This is a genomic window from Microbacterium sp. UBA1612 (assembly GCF_002321605.1).
In the GTDB taxonomy this organism is placed as follows: Bacteria; Actinomycetota; Actinomycetes; order Actinomycetales; family Microbacteriaceae; genus Microbacterium; species Microbacterium luteum.
Window position 1 is genome coordinate 1 of record NZ_DCMW01000004.1, and the last position, 16,599, is coordinate 16,599.

The window sequence follows — 16,599 nt, forward strand, 5'->3', positions numbered from 1 at the left end:
CGTGGTGTGCGGGATCGTGTTCGCCGAGACCGGCCTGCTCGTCGGGTTCCTCCTCCCCGGCGACACGCTGCTCATCATGGCCGGCCTGCTGTCGAATCCCACCGCGCATCCGCCCCACGGTGTCTTCGGCGTGAACGTCTGGCTCGTCGGACTCCTCATCGGCCTGGCGGCGTTCCTCGGCGGCGAGGTCGGCTATCTCATCGGGCACAAGGCCGGCCCGCGCATCTTCGAGCGCAAGGAATCCGGCTTCTTCAGCGTCAAGAACGTCGAGCGCACGAACGCGTTCTTCGAGCGGTTCGGCGGGCTCACGATCATCCTCGCGCGCTTCGTGCCCATCGTCCGCACCTTCGCGCCGGTGGCCGCGGGTGTGGGGCACATGAACAAGTGGACCTACACGCTCTACAACCTCATCGGCGCGGTGCTGTGGGGCTTCGGGCTCACCGTCTTCGGATACGGCATCAGTCTCATCCCCGGAGTCGGCAAGATCGTCGCGGACTACATCGACGTCATCCTGCTCGTCGCCGTGCTCGGCACCGTCGCCTTCGTCGCGACCCACTACGTGCAGCAGCGCCGGAAGGCGCGCCGAGCTGCCGAGGCAGGAGAGGACGTCGTCACCGACGAAGACGAAGCCCGCCACCTCGTGCTCGAGCACGACGTCTTCGACCACCCGGACCGCTACGGCGAGAGCGCCCGCCGTCACGACCACGACGATCCCGACGCCCCCGCACGCTGAACCCACGCGCGGGAGCCGCGGGGATGGCGGCTACGACGCCTTGGCCGACTTCTTCGCGGGCTTCTTCTTCGGCGGCGCAGCCGACCCCTCGCCGTCCGACTCCTTCGATGCCTTCGTACCCGCCGTGGTCGCCGACCGCGCGGCGCGCGACTTCTCCACGCTCGCCCGAAGGGCCTCCATGAGGTCGATCACCTCGCCGCCGGAAGCGTCGTCGTCGCGTTCACCGAAGGTCTGCGCGGTGTCGACGGCGTCGCCCTGCTCGAGCTTCGCATCGATGAGCGTGCGCAACTCGGCCTGATACTCGTCTTCGAACTCCTCCGGGTCGAAATCGCTCGCGAAGCTGTCGACGAGAGCGGCGGACATCTCCAGCTCCTTCGCCGAGATCCTGACGGATTCGTCGAGCGCCGGGAAGGACGCCTCCCGCACTTCGTCCGCCCACAGCAGCGTCTGGAGCACCAGCACCTCACCGCGCACACGGAGCGCCGCCAGGCGCGTCTTCTGCCGCAGCGAGAAACGCACGATCGCGGTGCGGTCGGTCTGCTCGAGGGTCTTCCGCAGCAGCACGTACGCCTTCGGCGAGGCCGAGTCCGGTTCGAGGTAGTACGCCTTGTCGAGCGTCAGCAGGTCGACCTGCTCGCTCGGCACGAACTCGACCACGTCGATCTCTCGACTGCGCTCGCTCGGCAGCGCATCGAAGTCCGCCTTGGTGAGGATCACGGTCTTCTCGCCGTCGTTGTAGGCGCGGTCGATGTCGGCGTACGGCACGACCTCGCCGTCGATCTCGCAGATGCGCTGGTAGCGGATGCGTCCGCCGTCGGCGTTGTGCACCTGATGCAGCGGCACGTCGTGGTCTTCGGTCGCCGAGTAGACCTTGACCGGAACATTGACCAGGCCGAAGGTCAGCGCGCCCTTCCAGATGGCTCTCACCACACCAGTACACACCCGTCACAGGGCTCGCTGCCACCCCTTGCGGACGGCGGGCGGGCCGTGCGGAGGACTTCCCGCACTAACCTGAGGCCATGGCCGGGGCGGAACAGCTGGTGCGCATCGACGGCCGCCGTCTGCGAATGACGAACCTCGACAAAGTGCTGTATCCCGCCACCGGCACCACCAAGGGCGAGGTGATCGACTACTACACGCGCGTGGCTGACGTGCTCCTGCCGCACGTGGCCGGACGCCCGGTCACCCGCAAGCGCTGGCCGGACGGCGTCGGCACCGAGGCCCACCCCGGGGCCTCGTTCTTCGCGAAGGACCTCGAACCGGGCGCCCCCGCGTGGGTGCGGCGCCTGCCCATCGCCCACTCGGGCGGCCCGAAGGACTATCCGCTCATCGCCGACGTGCCGACCCTCGTCTACCTCGCCCAGGTCGCGAGCCTGGAGCTCCACGTGCCCCAGTGGCGCTTCGACGCCGACGGCCAGCGCGGCACTCCCGACCGCATCGTTCTCGACCTCGACCCCGGTCCGGGCGTTGGTCTCGCCGAGTGTGCTGAGGTCGCTCGGCACGCGCGGCACATCCTCGATGGCATGGGGCTCGAGGCCTTCCCGGTGACAAGCGGCAGTAAGGGCATCCACCTCTACGCGCACCTGGACGGCGCCTGGTCGAGCGAGCAGGTCTCCGGCGTGGCTCGGGAACTCGCCCGGGCGATCGAGGCGGACCACCCCGACCTCGTCGTCAGCCAGATGGCGAAGGCGGAGCGTGCGGGTCGCGTGTTCATCGACTGGAGCCAGAACAACGCCGCGAAGACGACCATCGCACCCTACTCGCTTCGGGGACGTGCTCACCCGACGGTCGCCGCGCCTCGCACGTGGGAGGAACTCGACGATCCGAAGCTCTCGCATCTGACCTTCGACGAGGTGCTTCGTCGCGTGGACCGGCTGGGCGATCCCCTCGCCGCCCTCGATCCGCGTCCGTCCCGCGCGCCGCTCACGGCCTATATCGCCAAGCGTTCCGCGTCACGCACACCGGAGCCCGTGCCCGAGCATCCCGCCGGGGAGCCGTCCGATCCGCGCGCGCAGCCTCGATTCGTCATCCAGGAGCACCACGCGTCCCGGCTGCACTGGGATCTCCGCCTCGAACGCGACGGCGTGCTCGTGAGCTGGGCGGTGCCGCGCGGAGTTCCCCACACCCACGCACGCAACAACCTCGCGGTGATGACCGAGGACCACCCGCTGTCGTACCTCGACTTCCGCGGCGTCATTCCGAAGGGCGAATACGGTGCCGGCACGATGACGGTGTGGGACACCGGTCACTACGAGCTGGAGAAGTGGCGCGACGACGAGGTCATCTTCACCGCCCGCGGCCGCGATGACGGCCCCCTCGGTGACGTGCGCCTGGCTCTGATCCGCACGGACGGTGAGGGTGAGAAGTCCACCTGGCTGCTGCACCGCATGAAGACGGATGCCGTCGGCCGACCGCAGGCCGAGGGTGCACCCGTCGAGCCAGCCGACCACGCGCACCTGATCGCCGACGCGGAAGGCCCCACCCCCGCCGAGCATGTCCCGAAAACTGCGGCGAAGACCACGGCGAAAGGACGGAAAGCGGGACATGCGGACAAGAGGTCGGGCGCCGCGCCGGACTCGAGCGCCCTGCGACCGATGCTCGCCGTCAACGCAACGCCCGCCATCGCTCGGCAGGCTGCGCGACGCTGGGCCGACCCGGGGGGCTCCGCGTGGGCGGAACTGAAGTGGGACGGCGTGCGCGCACTCGGCATCTGGGACGGCCGTTCCCTCCTGCTGCGTGCACGCAGCGGCGCCGACATCACGGCGACCTACCCGGAGCTCACGGCGGCACCGCCCGACCTCGGGCCGGTGCCGGCGATCATCGACGGCGAGGTCGTCGCGCTGGACGAATCCGGACGACCGAGCTTCCCGTTGCTGCAGAGTCGCATCAACCTCACCGACCGGCGCGAGATCGCCCGGGAGGCGGCGCGCACGCCGGTGCAGTGGTATCTCTACGACCTGCTCTCCCTCGATGATCGCGACGTGTCCGACCTGCCGCTGTCGGCTCGGCGGGAGCTGCTGGAGAGCATCGCCGGCGACGCGGCGTCGCCGCTGCGCGTGCCGCCGGTCTTCGACGACGTGGATGCGGCTCTCGCCGCCGCAGAGCGATTCGGCCTGGAGGGGGTGGTCGTGAAGGATCCGGCCTCCCGCTACCGCCGCGGCGCGCGCAGCGAGTCGTGGCTGAAGGTGAAGCTCACCCGCACGCAGGAGGTCGTCATCGGCGGCATCCGGCCGGGCAGGGGCGGTCGGAGCGGCCGCATCGGGTCGCTCCTGGTCGGCATCCCCGGCGACGACGGTCTGCGCTACGCGGGCCGCGTCGGATCCGGGTTCTCCGACGCGACGCTGGCGCGACTGGAGAAAGAGCTCCTCCCCCGGCGCACCGACGCCGATCCGTTCGTGGGCGTCCCGGCCGCTGACGCCCGCGACGCGCAATGGGTGTCGCCGCACGTGGTCGGCGAGGTGGAGTTCGCCGAGTTCACTCCCGGGGGGATCCTCCGCCACGCGCGCTGGCGCGGCCTGCGCCCTGACAAGTCGCCGGCCGAGGTGCGGCGCGAGGACTCCTGAGACCGGGTCAGGCGTGCGCGTCGTGCTCGACGTGATCGGCGGGCTCGAGCTGGAACGTGGAGTGCTCGACGTCGAAGTGGTCGGCGAGGCAGGTCTGGAGCGAGGCGAGGATGGCCGGGCCACGACCGTCGCGAAGGCAGACGTCGTCGACCACCACGTGCGCGCTGAACACGGGTGCGCCGCGGGTGAGCTGCCACACGTGCACATCGTGCACGGCGGTCACGCCCGGTGTGCGCAGGATGTGCTCCCGGATCTCGGCGACATGGATGTCGGCCGGCGCCGCCTCGCTCAGCACCGAGGCGACTTCGCGCAGCAGCCCGATCGCGCGCGGGATGATGAGGGCGGCGATCGCGAGGGAGGCGAGGGCGTCGGCGCCGGTCCAGCCCGTGGTGACGATGACGATCGCGGCGACGATGACCATCGCCGATCCGATGAGGTCGCCGAGCACCTCGAGGTAGGCGCCCCTCACGTTGATGCTGTGGCGCTGCGCCGCACTCAGGAGCCACATCGCGATCGCGTTGGCGATGAGGCCGACGACCGCCACGACGAGCATCAGCCCACCGGCGACCTCGTGATCGTCCGAGCCCACGAGGCGCGTCGCCGCCTCGACGGCGATCCATGCCGACAGCGCGATGAGGATCACGCCGTTGATGAGGGCCCCGAGCACCTCGGCCCGCTGATAGCCGAAGGTTCGTCGATCGTTGGCCGGCCGCGCGGCGACGATGCTCGCCAGGAGAGCGATGACGAGGGCCGCGGTGTCGGCGAACATGTGCCCCGCGTCGGCGAGGAGCGCGAGGGAGCCGGTGAGCGCGGCGCCGACGATCTGCACGATCATCACCGACGCGGTGATGATCAGCGACAGGGTCAGCAGGCGGCGATTGCTCGCGCCCCGGAGCCCGGGGGCATGATCGTGCATGCATCCCAGGCTAGGACGCGCCCTCGCCGCCGACACGCATCCACCTGAAGTCGGGAACGATGCCGGTTCTCATTCCTACCCCCGGACCGATCAGACGGCGACGAGCAGCGGCAGGAGGGCCGCGAACGCGCGCGCACGGTGCGATACCGCGTTCTTCTCCGCGGTCGACCACTCCGCAACCGTCCGCTCGGCCGAGCGGTCCTGCCCATCGGGGATGAAGACCGGATCGTATCCGAATCCCCCCACGCCGGCCGCTTCGGTCGCGAGGCGCCCGGGCCAGACGCCGGCGACGGTCTGTTCCGAACCGCTGGGGATGACCAGCGCGATGGTCGAGACGAACTGCGCCGCGCGATGCGGATCCGCGACGTCGGAGAGCTGGTCCAGCAGCAGCGCCAGGTTCGCTCCGGCATCCTTCGCGTGCCCCGCCCAGTAGGCCGAGAACACCCCCGGTGAACCGCCCAGCACGTCGACGCAGATGCCGCTGTCGTCGGCGAGGGCCGGGAGCCCGGTGTGGATGCTCGCCGCACGCGCCTTGATCAGCGCGTTCTCGGCGAACGTGACGCCGTCTTCGACCGGCTCGGGTCCGTCGTACGCGACGACCTCGAGATCCGGCCGCGCCTCGGCGACGATCGCCTGGAACTCCTCGACCTTGTGCGGGTTGTGCGTGGCCAGCACGATGCGGCCGGCGCTCGGCGCTGTCATGCCCGGCGCCCGCTCAGCGCGGCTGTCCGGCGCCGTCGAGCACCGACACCTGCTGGTCGCGCAGCTCGGCGCATCCGGCGAGTCCCAGCTCGAGGAGCTGGTCGAGCTCGCGCTTGTCGAACGGCGCCCCCTCCGCGGTGCCCTGCACCTCGACGAAGAGACCTCGCCCGGTGACGACGACGTTCATGTCGGTCTCGGCGCGCACGTCTTCGACGTACGCCAGGTCGAGCATGGGCGTGCCGTCGATGATGCCGACCGACACCGCCGACACCGAGTCGAACAGCACGTTCGAGCGCTGGGCGACGAACTTCTTCTCACGGCCCCACTCGATCGCATCCGCCAGTGCCACGTAGGCGCCGGTGATCGCGGCGGTGCGGGTGCCGCCGTCGGCCTGCAGCACGTCGCAGTCGATCACGATGGTGTTCTCGCCCAGCGCCTTGGTGTCGACCACGGCGCGAAGGGCGCGGCCGATCAGGCGCGAGATCTCGTGGGTGCGCCCCCCGATCTTCCCCTTCACGCTCTCGCGGCTGTTCCGCTCGTTGGTCGCGCGCGGCAGCATCGCGTACTCGGCGGTGACCCACCCCTTGCCCTTGCCCGTCAGCCAGCGCGGCACGCCGTTGGTGAACGACGCGGTGCACAGCACCTTGGTCCCCCCGAACGAGATGAGAGCGGACCCCTCGGCCTGTGTCGACCATCCGCGTTCGATGGTGATCGGGCGCAGCTGGTCGACGGTGCGGCCGTCGGCACGGGTCATGTCGGTCATGTTCCTCCTCGGATGCGGTTGGTCTTCAGCGGGGCAGATCGATGGCGCCGGTCTGCACGAGACGCACGTCTCGCACCTCGCGACCCATGAGACGGTGCGCGAGATCGACGAAGTCGTCGGCGGATGATCCGGTCGCCTCGTACAGGTGACGGGCGACCGCGTCGGGGCCGGCCAGCAGATCGCGGCCGACGAGTTGGCGATAGACGTCCTTGGCGGTCTCGGTGTCGCTCGAGACCAGCGAGACGTCGGGCCCCATCACGTAGCTGATGGCGCCCTCGAGGAACGGATAGTGCGTGCAGCCCAGCACGAGGGTGTCCACGCCCGCGTGACGCAGTGGCGAAAGGTACTGCTCGGCGACAGCGAGCACCTCCGGGGTGTCCGTCACCCCCCGCTCGACGAACTCCACGAAGCGCGGACACGCCTGCGCGAACACCGTGAGCCGCTCATTGACCTCGAGCATGTCCTGATAGGCGCCGGAGGCGATCGTGCCGGCGGTTCCGATCACGCCGATGCGGCCGTTTCGCGAGGTCGACATCGCCGTGCGCACCGCGGGACCGATCACCTCCACCACGGGAACGTCGTAGCGCTCGCGCGCATCGCGGAGCATCGCCGCCGACGCGGTGTTGCACGCGATGACGAGCATCTTCACCCCCTGCTCGACGAGGGTGTCGAGGATCTCCAGGGCGTAGCGGCGCACGTCGGCGATGGGCTTCGGGCCGTACGGCGAGCGCGCGGTGTCGCCGATGTAGAGGATCGACTCCCGCGGCAGCAGCGCCGAGACCGCCCGGGCGACGGTCAGTCCGCCCACTCCGGAGTCGAAGATCCCGATCGGCGCGTCGTCCACGATCGACCAGCCTACCCGCCGACGGCCGGCCCGCCGCGGCGTGGCTAGGCTGGCGATCATGCGCGCCCGCGACAGCACCGCCCTGCTCACCGACCGCTACGAGCTGACGATGCTCGATGCCGCCCTCCGCGACGGCACCGCCCACCGCCGCTGCGTGTTCGAGGTGTTCAGCCGGCGACTGTCCGCGGGGCGCCGGTTCGGGGTCGTCGCCGGCACCGGCCGCCTGCTCGACCTCATCCGAGACTTCCGCTTCGGCGACGACGAGCTGCGGTACCTGCGCGATGAGCACATCGTGGATGCCTCGACCGTCCGGTGGCTCGAGGACTACACGTTCTCCGGCACCGTGACCGGATACCGAGAGGGCGAGCTGTACTTCCCGGGCTCGCCCGTGCTCACCGTCGAGGGCTCGTTCGCCGAGGCGGTCATCCTCGAGACCCTCGCCCTCTCCGTGCTCAACCACGACTCGGCAGTGGCCACGGCCGCCGCGCGCATGAGCATCGCCGCCGGGTCGCGACCCCTCGCTGAGATGGGATCGCGCCGCGCCGGGGAGCAGTCGGCGGTGGCGGCCGCACGTGCCGCGCACATCGCCGGGTTCGGGGCCACGAGCAATCTGCAGGCCGGGCGCGGGTGGGGTGTCCCGACGATGGGCACCGCGGCACACTCGTGGACGCTCCTGCACGACAGCGAGGAGGACGCCTTCCGCGCGCAGATCGCCGCACTCGGCACCGGCACGACCCTGCTCATCGACACGTACGACATCCGGACAGGGGTCGAGACGGCCGTCCGCGTGGCCGGCACCGGGCTCGGCGGGGTCCGCATCGATTCCGGCGACCTTCCCGACATGGCTGCGCAGGTGCGTCGTCACCTCGATGAGCTGGGCGCGACGAACACGCGCATCACCGTCACCAGCGACCTCGACGAGTTCGCCATCGCGGCGCTCGCGGCCAGTCCCGTCGACGCCTACGGCGTGGGCACGTCGGTGGTCACCGGCTCCGGTACTCCGACGGCGGGAATGGTCTACAAGCTCGTGGCGCGGCAGGACGCTGCGGGCGGGTGGGTCCCGGTGGCGAAGACCTCATCCGCGAAAGGGTCGCAAGGCGGCCGCAAGGCGGCCTTCCGCACCCTCGAGCACGAAGTCGCCAGCGCCGAGCTCATCGCCGTGAGCGACGGGTTCGACGAGCTCGACACGGGTGCCGAGCACCCGGGATCACGCACGCTCCAGGCGACGCTCATCGACCACGGCCAGCCGGATCACGCGGCGCTCGGCGCTGAAGGCGTGTCCGCGGCACGGGAGCATCACCTGCGCGCGCGTGCGGAATTGCCGCAGGCCGCACTGGCCCTCAGCCGGTCCGATCCGGCGATTCCCACGGTCTACGTCGACGCGGACTGACCGAGCGCGCCGGCCCGGCCGCGAGGCGTCAGCCGTTGAGGCCCTCGTAGATCTCCTTGCACTGCGGGCAGACCGGGAACTTCTCCGGGTCGCGGCCCGGTGTCCACTTCTTGCCGCACAGGGCACGCACCGGCTTGCCGGTGAGCGCCGATTCGAGGATCTTGTCCTTCTTGACGTAGTGCGAGAACCGCTCATGATCGCCCGGCTCGACGCTCTCCTCGCGGATGAGCTCTTCGAGCTCGCGGTCGAGTGTCGCCAGACCGCCCTGGTCGGGACTGTCGAGAGGGGTGCTCATGGTGAGCCAGTGTACCGCCGCGCCGCCCGCTGCGGCCGGGTCGGAACCGACTCAGCTCGCCTCGGCGAACTCCATGATCCGGCTGCCGCGGCGGCGGAAGACCCCGCCGCCGACGGCCACGCCGATCACCAGCACGCCCACGCCGATTCCGACGCCCCACCACAGGGCCAGCTCGGCCGAGGCGAGGTCACCGCCGAGAGCCAGCCACGACCACCACAGCACGGGCGCGCTGAGCCCGATCGACCCGAGCATCACGAGGGACTGCGACAGCACGCCGCTCGGCCCGGTGCGCTGCGGCTGCTGGAACGGGCTGTCGCCGGGTCGGGAGACGGGGTAGGGGCCGAGCACCGAGGCGATGCTCGACAGACCGAGCCCGCAGAGGAACAGCGACGCGCACACGCCCACCATCGCCGGCAGGATCGCCCAGCGCCCGTGCAGCGACACTGCGACCGGGATACCGATCGCCAGCAGCGGCACCCCCAGGAGCACCACCGGCACGAGCCGGCCGATGCGATCGGCGGCACCGTGAATGCCGCTGGCGATGTGCATCCACACGGCGGTCGAGTCGTAGGCGAGGTCGTTGTGAGGGAGCCAGCCGAGGAACAGCGCGACGATCGGCACCGGCACGAGCGCGACGAGATGAGCCGGCACGCCCGCGAGGAGCAGCGGAACGATGAGGATCGCGGCCGCGACCGGGATGACGATCACGTTGACGATATGGCGCGGGTCCCGCAGCCAGTAGACCAGGCTCCGGGCGGCGACGGCGCCGGTGGGGGTGCCCGGGGCGACGGTGAACCAACCCAGACCCCCGCGCTCCTTGACCGAGACCGGCCGCTCGGTCGTGGTGAGGATGCGGGTGACCAGACCCAGCCATGCCGCACCGAGCAGGACGGGCGTCGCGACCGCCACGACCACCGTGAGTGCGACGCTCTCGCCGGCGACCACGGCCCCCGGAAGCGCCCACGCGGCGCCGACCGGGGTGAGAGCCAGCACACGCACCGCTTCGGTGAGCTGCACCGGCACGCTTCCCTGCCATTCCAGTGAGGCGAGGAAGACGACGACCGGGACGACCACGACGAGGATCCCGACGACGAGCACGCTCGACAGCTCGCGCGACCGCCGCTCGCGGAGGAACATCGACGTCAGCGCCATCGCCACGCGGGCGAGCATCACGCACGTGGCGATGATCAGCACGACCGAGAGGATGCCGGCCCAGACGGGTGCGCCGAGAGATTCCCACACCGTCGCCGTCGTCGTCGCCAGCGCCAGCACCGCGAACACGGGGACGGACACCGCCCCCAGCACCGCGAGCACACCGGCAAGACGGCGAGGCGACAGTCCCAGCACCCCGAACCGGCGCGGGTCGAGCGGGTCCGGCGAACCGGTCACGACCGGAGCCAGGGCGAAGCCGAGCGTGATCGCCGCGCCACCCATGACGGCCACGGCTGCGAACGCCTCGGGGGTCGCATCCTCGATCGTCGTCAGGGCCCAGCACGCGGCGACCACGGCCGCCGTGAGCACGAGCAGGCCGGCCGTCATGCGGACGATGTGGCGGGGCTCGCCGCGCAGAGCGCCGAGCATCATCGCGAGCCTCAGTCGGAGAAGGTGTGCAGCCACTCGAGGCCTTCCACGTCGCTGAGCCCGCCGGCGAGTTCGACGAAGCGCTGCTCGAGCGTCAATTCGCCGCGCACCTCGTCGATGGTCCCTTCGGCGAGCACCTGTCCGGCCACGATCACCGCGACCCGGCTGCAGACGCGCTCCACGAGGTCCATGCCGTGGCTGGAGAGGATGACGGTGCCGCCGTGATCGACGTAGGTGCCGAGGATGTCGAGGATGACCGAGCTCGAGACGGGATCGACCGACTCGAAGGGCTCGTCCAGCACCAGCACGCGCGGCGAGTGGATGAGCGCGCCGGCGAGCATGACCTTCTTCGACATGCCCACGGAATAGTCGGACACGACGCGGCCGAGTGCGTCGGTGAGGTCGAACGCGCGCGCGAGATCGGCGGTGCGCGACTCGACGACCGACGGCGACAGCCCGCGCAGCACGCCGTAGTAGTACAGCAGCTGACGACCGGTGAGACGGTCGAAGGTGCGGAGTCGATCGGGGAGGACGCCCATCATGCTCTTGGCTCGCACGGCATCGGTGACGGCGTCGACGCCGTTCACGCTGATCTCGCCGCGGTCGGGCCGCAGGAGGCCCGCGATCATCGACAACGTGGTCGTCTTGCCGGCGCCGTTGGGCCCGACGAGGCCGTAGAACGTTCCCGCGGGGACGGTCAGATCGATCCCGTCGACGGCACGCGTCTGACCGAACACCTTGGTGACTCCCCGCAGAGCGAGCGCCGCGTCCGAGGCGGGCTCGTCCTCCGCCATGACCGAGGACACGATGTCGGTGACAGCGGCGATGCCGGTGGCCGGTGCGTCAGCCTCGACAGGGTCCGGATCGATGAGATCCGCCGCGGCCGGATCCGAATCCACGACGTCCGGATCGGCGTCGTCGGTCGCGACGTCGTCTTCGTCGTCGACGAGCAGGTCTTCGGCGCTCGCCGAGCCCTCGACATCAGTGTCGTCGTCCGACTCGTCTGCGACCGATTCCTCGTCGTCCGACCCGTCTTCGATGTCGTCGAGCGGTGCCGGCTCGTCATCCACCAGAGTGTGCTCCCCGGCCACGGGATCATCAAGGAGCTCGGTCCCGTCCTCGTCGATGTCGTCCTCGTCGAGGAGGTCGTCGATGTCGTCCTCGTCGACGACCGGATCGGCCTCGGGGACGGCAAGATCCTTCCCGGCCTCGACCGTGTCGTCCATCGGCGCCGTCGGCATCGGCGGGCGCGGCGGGATGATCAGAGCGTCCGTCTCCGGGGCGGGAGTGGACACATCCCGAAGGTCCGGCGGCAACGGCGGCGGCGGACCCGGATCGGTCCGGGGACCCACCGGCGGAAGCGGAGGTTTGGGCGGGAGGGAGATGAGTGCACCACTGTCGCGAGCGCCCGCACCTCGAACGCCGTTGTGCGGCGTATTGGATTCCCCCGGCATGGGCAGCGATGCTGTCACCGATCAAAGGTATCAACCCCGCCGCGCGCCACCGGCCCCGCGAGCGACACGTTCAGACGATTCGCACCGTCGCGCGCCGCCATCGATGTGGTATTTCACGAATAGGACACGGTGGCCAGGGATTCTGCGCGTTCTCAGGCGATCTCGCTACCATGCTCAAGGCACAACGGGGTGTCGCGTCGGTGAACCGACGGTGAACCAACACTCCAGGAGACTCAATCGTGACGACTCAGATCGTGATCCTCGCGGCCGGAATGGGCTCGCGGCTCGGCCGCAGCCTGCCCAAGCCGCTGACGCAGCTGTCCGACGGACGCTCCATCATGCGGCAGCAGCACGACAACATCCGCGCCGCGTTCGGATCCGACGCGCGCGTGACCACGGTGGTCGGCTACCGCGCCGAGAGCATCGTGGAGGCCTTCCCCGAGGCCGACTACGTCTACAACGACAGTTACGACCAGACGAACACGTCCAAGAGCCTGCTGCGCGGCCTCGGCAAAACCGGCCGCTCGGGTGTGCTGTGGATGAACGGCGACGTCGTCTTCGACCCCCGCGTGCTCGGCCGCGCGGTCGCTCTGATCGAGGCCGACCGCTCGTTCGTCACCGTCAACACCTCCAAGGTGAGCGACGAAGAGGTCAAGTACACCGTCGCCGCCGACGGCCACATCGACGAGCTGTCCAAGACGGTGCGCGGAGGTATCGGCGAGGCCGTCGGGATCAACTACATCTCCTCGCACGACAAGAAGGCGTTCATGCGCCAGCTGCAGCGCGTGGACGATCAGGACTACTTCGAGCGCGGCTTCGAACTCGCGATCGCCGAGGACGGCGTGCGCGTGGCGCCGCTGGACATCTCCGATCTGTATGCGGTGGAGATCGACTTCGCCGAGGACCTCGAGCGGGCGAATCTCTTCGTCTGATCGCCGATGCCCGTCCCGACCGGGTTTCGGCCCGGCCGGGACGTTTCCGGCTCGGACTCAGCCCGTCGATCTAGGATCGCGGTGATGTCCGACAAGGTGCACCGCATCCACTCACTGTCCGAGGAAGCCCCCTGGGACGGCGGGCTGCCACCCGTGGGCTCCGACGAGCACCCGCACACGATCCGCGCGCTGGACCGGGTGCTCGCCATCCAGCGTCCGGCGGTCCTGGCGCACCTGCGCAGCATTCGGCTGCGCCACCCGGATGCGCCCCCCGATCACATCATCCGGATGCTCGAGCGCCGCTACCTCGCTGCGGTGACCACCGGCGGCGCGGCCGTCGGAGCAACGGCCGTCATCCCCGGCATCGGGACCGGGGTGACGCTCGCGCTCAGCGGGGTCGAGACGGTCGGTTTCCTCGAGGCGACCGCCCTGTTCGCGCAGTCGGTGGCCGAGGTGCACGGCATCCCGGTGTCCGACCCCGATAGGGCGCGAGCTCTCGTGTTGACGCTCATGCTGGGCCAGGAGGGCGTCGACCTCGTCGCCCAGCTGGCGAACCAGGCGGCCGGCAAGGGGCCGGCGCGGGATCGCTACTGGGGGCAGATGATCACGCAGACGCTGCCACGCGCCGCCGTCGGTCCACTCGTCGATCGCCTGAAGTCCACGTTCGTGCGCCAGTTCGCCGCCCGGGGCGGAGCCTCCTGGATCGGCAAGGCCCTGCCCTTCGGCATCGGCGCAGCCGTCGGCGGCGCCGGGAACAACATCCTCGGCAGACGCGTGCTCACGAACGCGCGTCGCGCGTTTCCGGATGCGCCGTTCACGCTGCCGCCCCAGCTCGAGCCCCTCCCCGGCGCGACGCGCCTGGAGTATCAGGCGGGCCGCCGCATCCGCCGTGTGAGCGACGCGATCACCGGGGGAACGGCACGCGGCGCCTCCGCCGTGCGTGGAGCCCTCACCCGCGGCAAGGGATCCCGTGAGCTCGACTCCGGCGAGGAGGACACGGCTGAGCCGGTCTGATCTCGATCAGTCGTCGAGGTCCGCCTCGTCGGTGTCCGGCTCCTCGGGAGCCGCTTCGCTGTCCCACCGGCTCCACCGGTCCATCAGCTGAGCGATCGCGGCGTGGAACCGCGCCGTCGCGGCCCCGGGCGCCGTGTCGCCGAAGTAGTGGCGCACCCAGTGCTCGAGCCGGGCGACGGCCTCCGGGTCGGCGAGCACCCGATCGGTCTGCTCGACGATGTGCGAGGCACGCGGCGCATCGAGCCACTCGCATGCCGAAAGGTAGCCGTGGGAGTCGACCGCGGCCTGGGGATCGACGGGCCGCGTCACCAGCAGCGGCTTGTCGGCCGCGAGCCGGTCGTAGACCATCGCCGAGATGTCGACGACGGCGACGTCGGCCGCAGCGAGCTGCCAGCCGAGGTCCGGACCGTCGTCGAAGACGTGCGCCGCCGCGCGGTCGGCCTCATTGGCCTCGGCGAGTGCGGCGATGATGCGACGGTTCGCGGCGCCGTAGTCGGGGTCGACGACACCCGAGCGCGGATGCGGACGGTAGATGACGCGGTGACGGCCGGTGCGCAGCAGCGCCGTCACGAGGGCCTCCCCGTGCGTGAGCACGGAGCCGTAGTGCGCCGAAGGGCGGTCGCCCTCCCACGTCGGCGCGTACAGCACGACCGTGCGGTCATCCGGGACGTACGGGGTGTCTCCGGAGTAGTGGTCGGCCTGCGGGCGGCCGATCTCGATGGTGCGCCAATCGAGGTCGTAGTCCCACAGCACGCGCGACAGGCGTTCCCGCGCCGCGTCCCCCGCGACCAGCGCGTAATCGTATGCCTTGAACTGATTGGTCGTCATGTACATCTTGTCGGACTCGCCGTGATTGATGAACACGTGCCAGCGGCGCCCGTAGCGGAACATCTGGAAGTTGCGGGTGTTCTGGTTCACGTACAGCACGACGCGGATGTCCTGGTCGGCGATGAACGCCTCGAGATCACGCACCGTCGGCACGAAGGCGACCGGCAGGGCGCCATCGGCCAGCAGTGCCGATGCGCCGGTGACGGCACGGCTCAGCACGACGACCGGCCACGTCGCGGCCAGGTCGGCCAGCGGCTTGTACCACTGGCGCATCTGATACATGTTCACGTCGCCGTCTGCGAAGTAGACGGCCACGCGGTAGTGGTGAGGAGGATGCGGCGCAGACGCCGCCACACGCCGACGCACATCGCGCACGGCGCGCCGCTGAGCGACGGCCTTGCGGAGGAGAGCGATCGCCTTGCGCGCGTCCGTCACCACACTCACTCCTCCAGCCTACCCACGCGGCGCATGACATGATCGTCGGGTGCATGTCCACCGGCCCGGGCGCGAGGATGCGCCGCAGGTGTCCGACACCGGCGGCGTGACCTTCGTCATGCCGGTCCTCAACGAGCGCGCCTACCTGCGGCGGGCCGTCGTTTCGGTGCTGGCACAGGAGGTCCCCGGTCCCGTGGAGCTCATCCTGGCCCTCGCCCCCTCCTCCGACGGGACCGAGCAGGTCGCGGCGGAGCTCGCGGCGGAGGATCCGCGGGTGCGCATCGTGCACAATCCGGATGCCGACATCCCCGTGGGCCTGAATCTCGCGATCCGTGCCGGCTCGCACCCGATCATCGTTCGCGTCGACGCGCATTCGGAGCTGGAGCCGGGATACACCGTGCGCGCGCTCGCCACCCTCAGGCGGGTCGGTGCCGCCAATGTCGGCGGGGTCATGCGCGCGGACGGGCGCACGCCGTTCCAGCGCGCCGTCGCGCGTGCGTACAACTCCCCCATCGGCCTCGGCGGCGGCGCGTATCACGGCGGAGCCCGGGAGGGAGAGGCGGAGTCCGCCTACCTCGGTGTCATGCGTCGCGACGTGCTCGAGGAGGTCGGCCTGTTCGACGAGTCCATTCGCCGAGGCGAGGACTGGGAGCTGAACCTGCGCATCAGACGCGCCGGCCACCGCGTCTGGTTCGACCCGGAACTGGCCGTGACGTACTGGCCGCGCGACAGCTGGCCGCGGCTGGTGCGTCAGTTCTTCGCGACCGGTCGCTGGCGCGGTGAGCTCGTGCGTCGTTACGGGCGGACCAATTCGCTGCGCTTCTTCGCACCGCCCGCCCTGGTGGCCACGCTGGCGGGCGCCGTCCTCGTCGGCGTGCTGCAGCTCACGCGCATCCTCACCGGCATCTGGGCCTGGGTCGCGGCGGTCGTGTACCTGCCCGTGCTCGCGTACGCGGGTCTCATCGCCGTCGTCGCCGCCGGCCGCGGCGGGGGCGACGGCTGGCGGGACAAGCTGTGGACCCTCGCGGTGATCCCCACGATGCACATCGCGTGGGGTGCGGGGTTCCTCGTCGGCACGGCGCGTGGCGCCGACGACACGGTCGACACCTCGCGGCTCGGCGGGCGCAACACGCCTCTTCCCTGAGCCGG

15 protein-coding genes are annotated in these 16,599 nt (G+C 70.4%); 6 read left to right on the forward strand and 9 right to left on the reverse strand.

Annotated elements, in window-relative coordinates:
• Position 1 precedes the first annotated feature (1 nt).
• A complete protein-coding gene (locus tag B3S45_RS01995) occupies positions 2 to 733 on the forward strand; it encodes a DedA family protein (RefSeq protein ID WP_286717105.1) in 732 nt (243 codons plus the stop codon).
• 30 nt (positions 734 to 763) lie between these two features.
• Here B3S45_RS01995 and B3S45_RS02000 read toward each other — a convergent pair whose 3' ends face one another.
• Entirely contained in the window at positions 764 to 1,660 is an 897-nt protein-coding gene (locus tag B3S45_RS02000; RefSeq protein ID WP_286717107.1) for a Ku protein, read from the reverse strand.
• A 92-nt stretch (positions 1,661 to 1,752) separates the two neighbouring features.
• Between B3S45_RS02000 and B3S45_RS02005 the strand changes: the two genes are divergently transcribed.
• Positions 1,753 to 4,296 carry an ATP-dependent DNA ligase gene (locus B3S45_RS02005; RefSeq protein ID WP_286717109.1) on the forward strand — a complete coding sequence of 848 codons (2,544 nt, stop codon included), beginning with the start codon at positions 1,753 to 1,755 and terminating at the stop codon, positions 4,294 to 4,296.
• Between the two features lie 7 nt (positions 4,297 to 4,303).
• Here the strand turns inward: B3S45_RS02005 and B3S45_RS02010 are convergent, their stop codons facing one another.
• The 4 genes from B3S45_RS02010 to murI form a co-directional block, all read right to left on the reverse strand.
• Positions 4,304 to 5,212, reverse strand: coding sequence for a cation diffusion facilitator family transporter (locus B3S45_RS02010; protein WP_286717111.1), 909 nt, complete (start codon positions 5,210 to 5,212; stop codon positions 4,304 to 4,306).
• Between the two features lie 90 nt (positions 5,213 to 5,302).
• On the reverse strand, positions 5,303 to 5,914 hold the full coding sequence (gene rdgB / locus B3S45_RS02015; RefSeq protein WP_286717113.1) for an RdgB/HAM1 family non-canonical purine NTP pyrophosphatase: 612 nt from the start codon (positions 5,912 to 5,914) through the stop codon (positions 5,303 to 5,305).
• 13 nt (positions 5,915 to 5,927) lie between these two features.
• Positions 5,928 to 6,677, reverse strand: coding sequence for a ribonuclease PH (gene rph / locus B3S45_RS02020; protein WP_286717116.1), 750 nt, complete (start codon positions 6,675 to 6,677; stop codon positions 5,928 to 5,930).
• Between the two features lie 25 nt (positions 6,678 to 6,702).
• On the reverse strand, positions 6,703 to 7,521 hold the full coding sequence (gene murI / locus B3S45_RS02025) for a glutamate racemase (protein WP_071042977.1): 819 nt from the start codon (positions 7,519 to 7,521) through the stop codon (positions 6,703 to 6,705).
• A gap of 58 nt (positions 7,522 to 7,579) precedes the next feature.
• On the opposite strand from murI, the gene B3S45_RS02030 reads away from it, so the two are divergent.
• Positions 7,580 to 8,911, forward strand: coding sequence for a nicotinate phosphoribosyltransferase (locus B3S45_RS02030; protein ID WP_286717119.1), 1,332 nt, complete (start codon positions 7,580 to 7,582; stop codon positions 8,909 to 8,911).
• 28 nt (positions 8,912 to 8,939) lie between these two features.
• On the opposite strand, the gene B3S45_RS02035 is transcribed toward B3S45_RS02030, so the two are convergent.
• Genes B3S45_RS02035 through B3S45_RS02045 form a run of 3 tightly spaced genes read right to left on the reverse strand, consistent with a single transcriptional unit; the run spans position 8,940 to position 12,082 of the window.
• A complete protein-coding gene (locus B3S45_RS02035; RefSeq protein WP_071042973.1) occupies positions 8,940 to 9,206 on the reverse strand; it encodes a DUF3039 domain-containing protein in 267 nt (88 codons plus the stop codon).
• A gap of 51 nt (positions 9,207 to 9,257) precedes the next feature.
• Positions 9,258 to 10,790 (reverse strand): hypothetical protein, encoded by a 1,533-nt coding sequence (locus B3S45_RS02040; RefSeq protein ID WP_286717121.1) that lies wholly within the window; start codon positions 10,788 to 10,790, stop codon positions 9,258 to 9,260.
• 8 nt (positions 10,791 to 10,798) lie between these two features.
• The gene (locus B3S45_RS02045) at positions 10,799 to 12,082 is read right to left on the reverse strand and encodes an ABC transporter ATP-binding protein (RefSeq protein ID WP_286717123.1); all 1,284 of its coding nucleotides are present in this window, start codon (positions 12,080 to 12,082) and stop codon (positions 10,799 to 10,801) included.
• 398 nt (positions 12,083 to 12,480) lie between these two features.
• Here B3S45_RS02045 and B3S45_RS02050 point away from each other — a divergent pair, with 398 nt between their 5' ends.
• Together B3S45_RS02050 and B3S45_RS02055 are read left to right on the forward strand one after the other, a co-directional pair.
• On the forward strand, positions 12,481 to 13,173 hold the full coding sequence (locus B3S45_RS02050) for an NTP transferase domain-containing protein (protein WP_286717124.1): 693 nt from the start codon (positions 12,481 to 12,483) through the stop codon (positions 13,171 to 13,173).
• Between the two features lie 84 nt (positions 13,174 to 13,257).
• A complete protein-coding gene (locus B3S45_RS02055) occupies positions 13,258 to 14,187 on the forward strand; it encodes a hypothetical protein (RefSeq protein WP_071042968.1) in 930 nt (309 codons plus the stop codon).
• 6 nt (positions 14,188 to 14,193) lie between these two features.
• Here B3S45_RS02055 and B3S45_RS02060 read toward each other — a convergent pair whose 3' ends face one another.
• A complete protein-coding gene (locus tag B3S45_RS02060) occupies positions 14,194 to 15,459 on the reverse strand; it encodes a CDP-glycerol glycerophosphotransferase family protein (RefSeq protein ID WP_286717126.1) in 1,266 nt (421 codons plus the stop codon).
• Between the two features lie 109 nt (positions 15,460 to 15,568).
• Here B3S45_RS02060 and B3S45_RS02065 point away from each other — a divergent pair, with 109 nt between their 5' ends.
• Positions 15,569 to 16,594 (forward strand): glycosyltransferase family 2 protein, encoded by a 1,026-nt coding sequence (locus B3S45_RS02065; RefSeq protein ID WP_286717208.1) that lies wholly within the window; start codon positions 15,569 to 15,571, stop codon positions 16,592 to 16,594.
• Positions 16,595 to 16,599 lie beyond the last annotated feature (5 nt).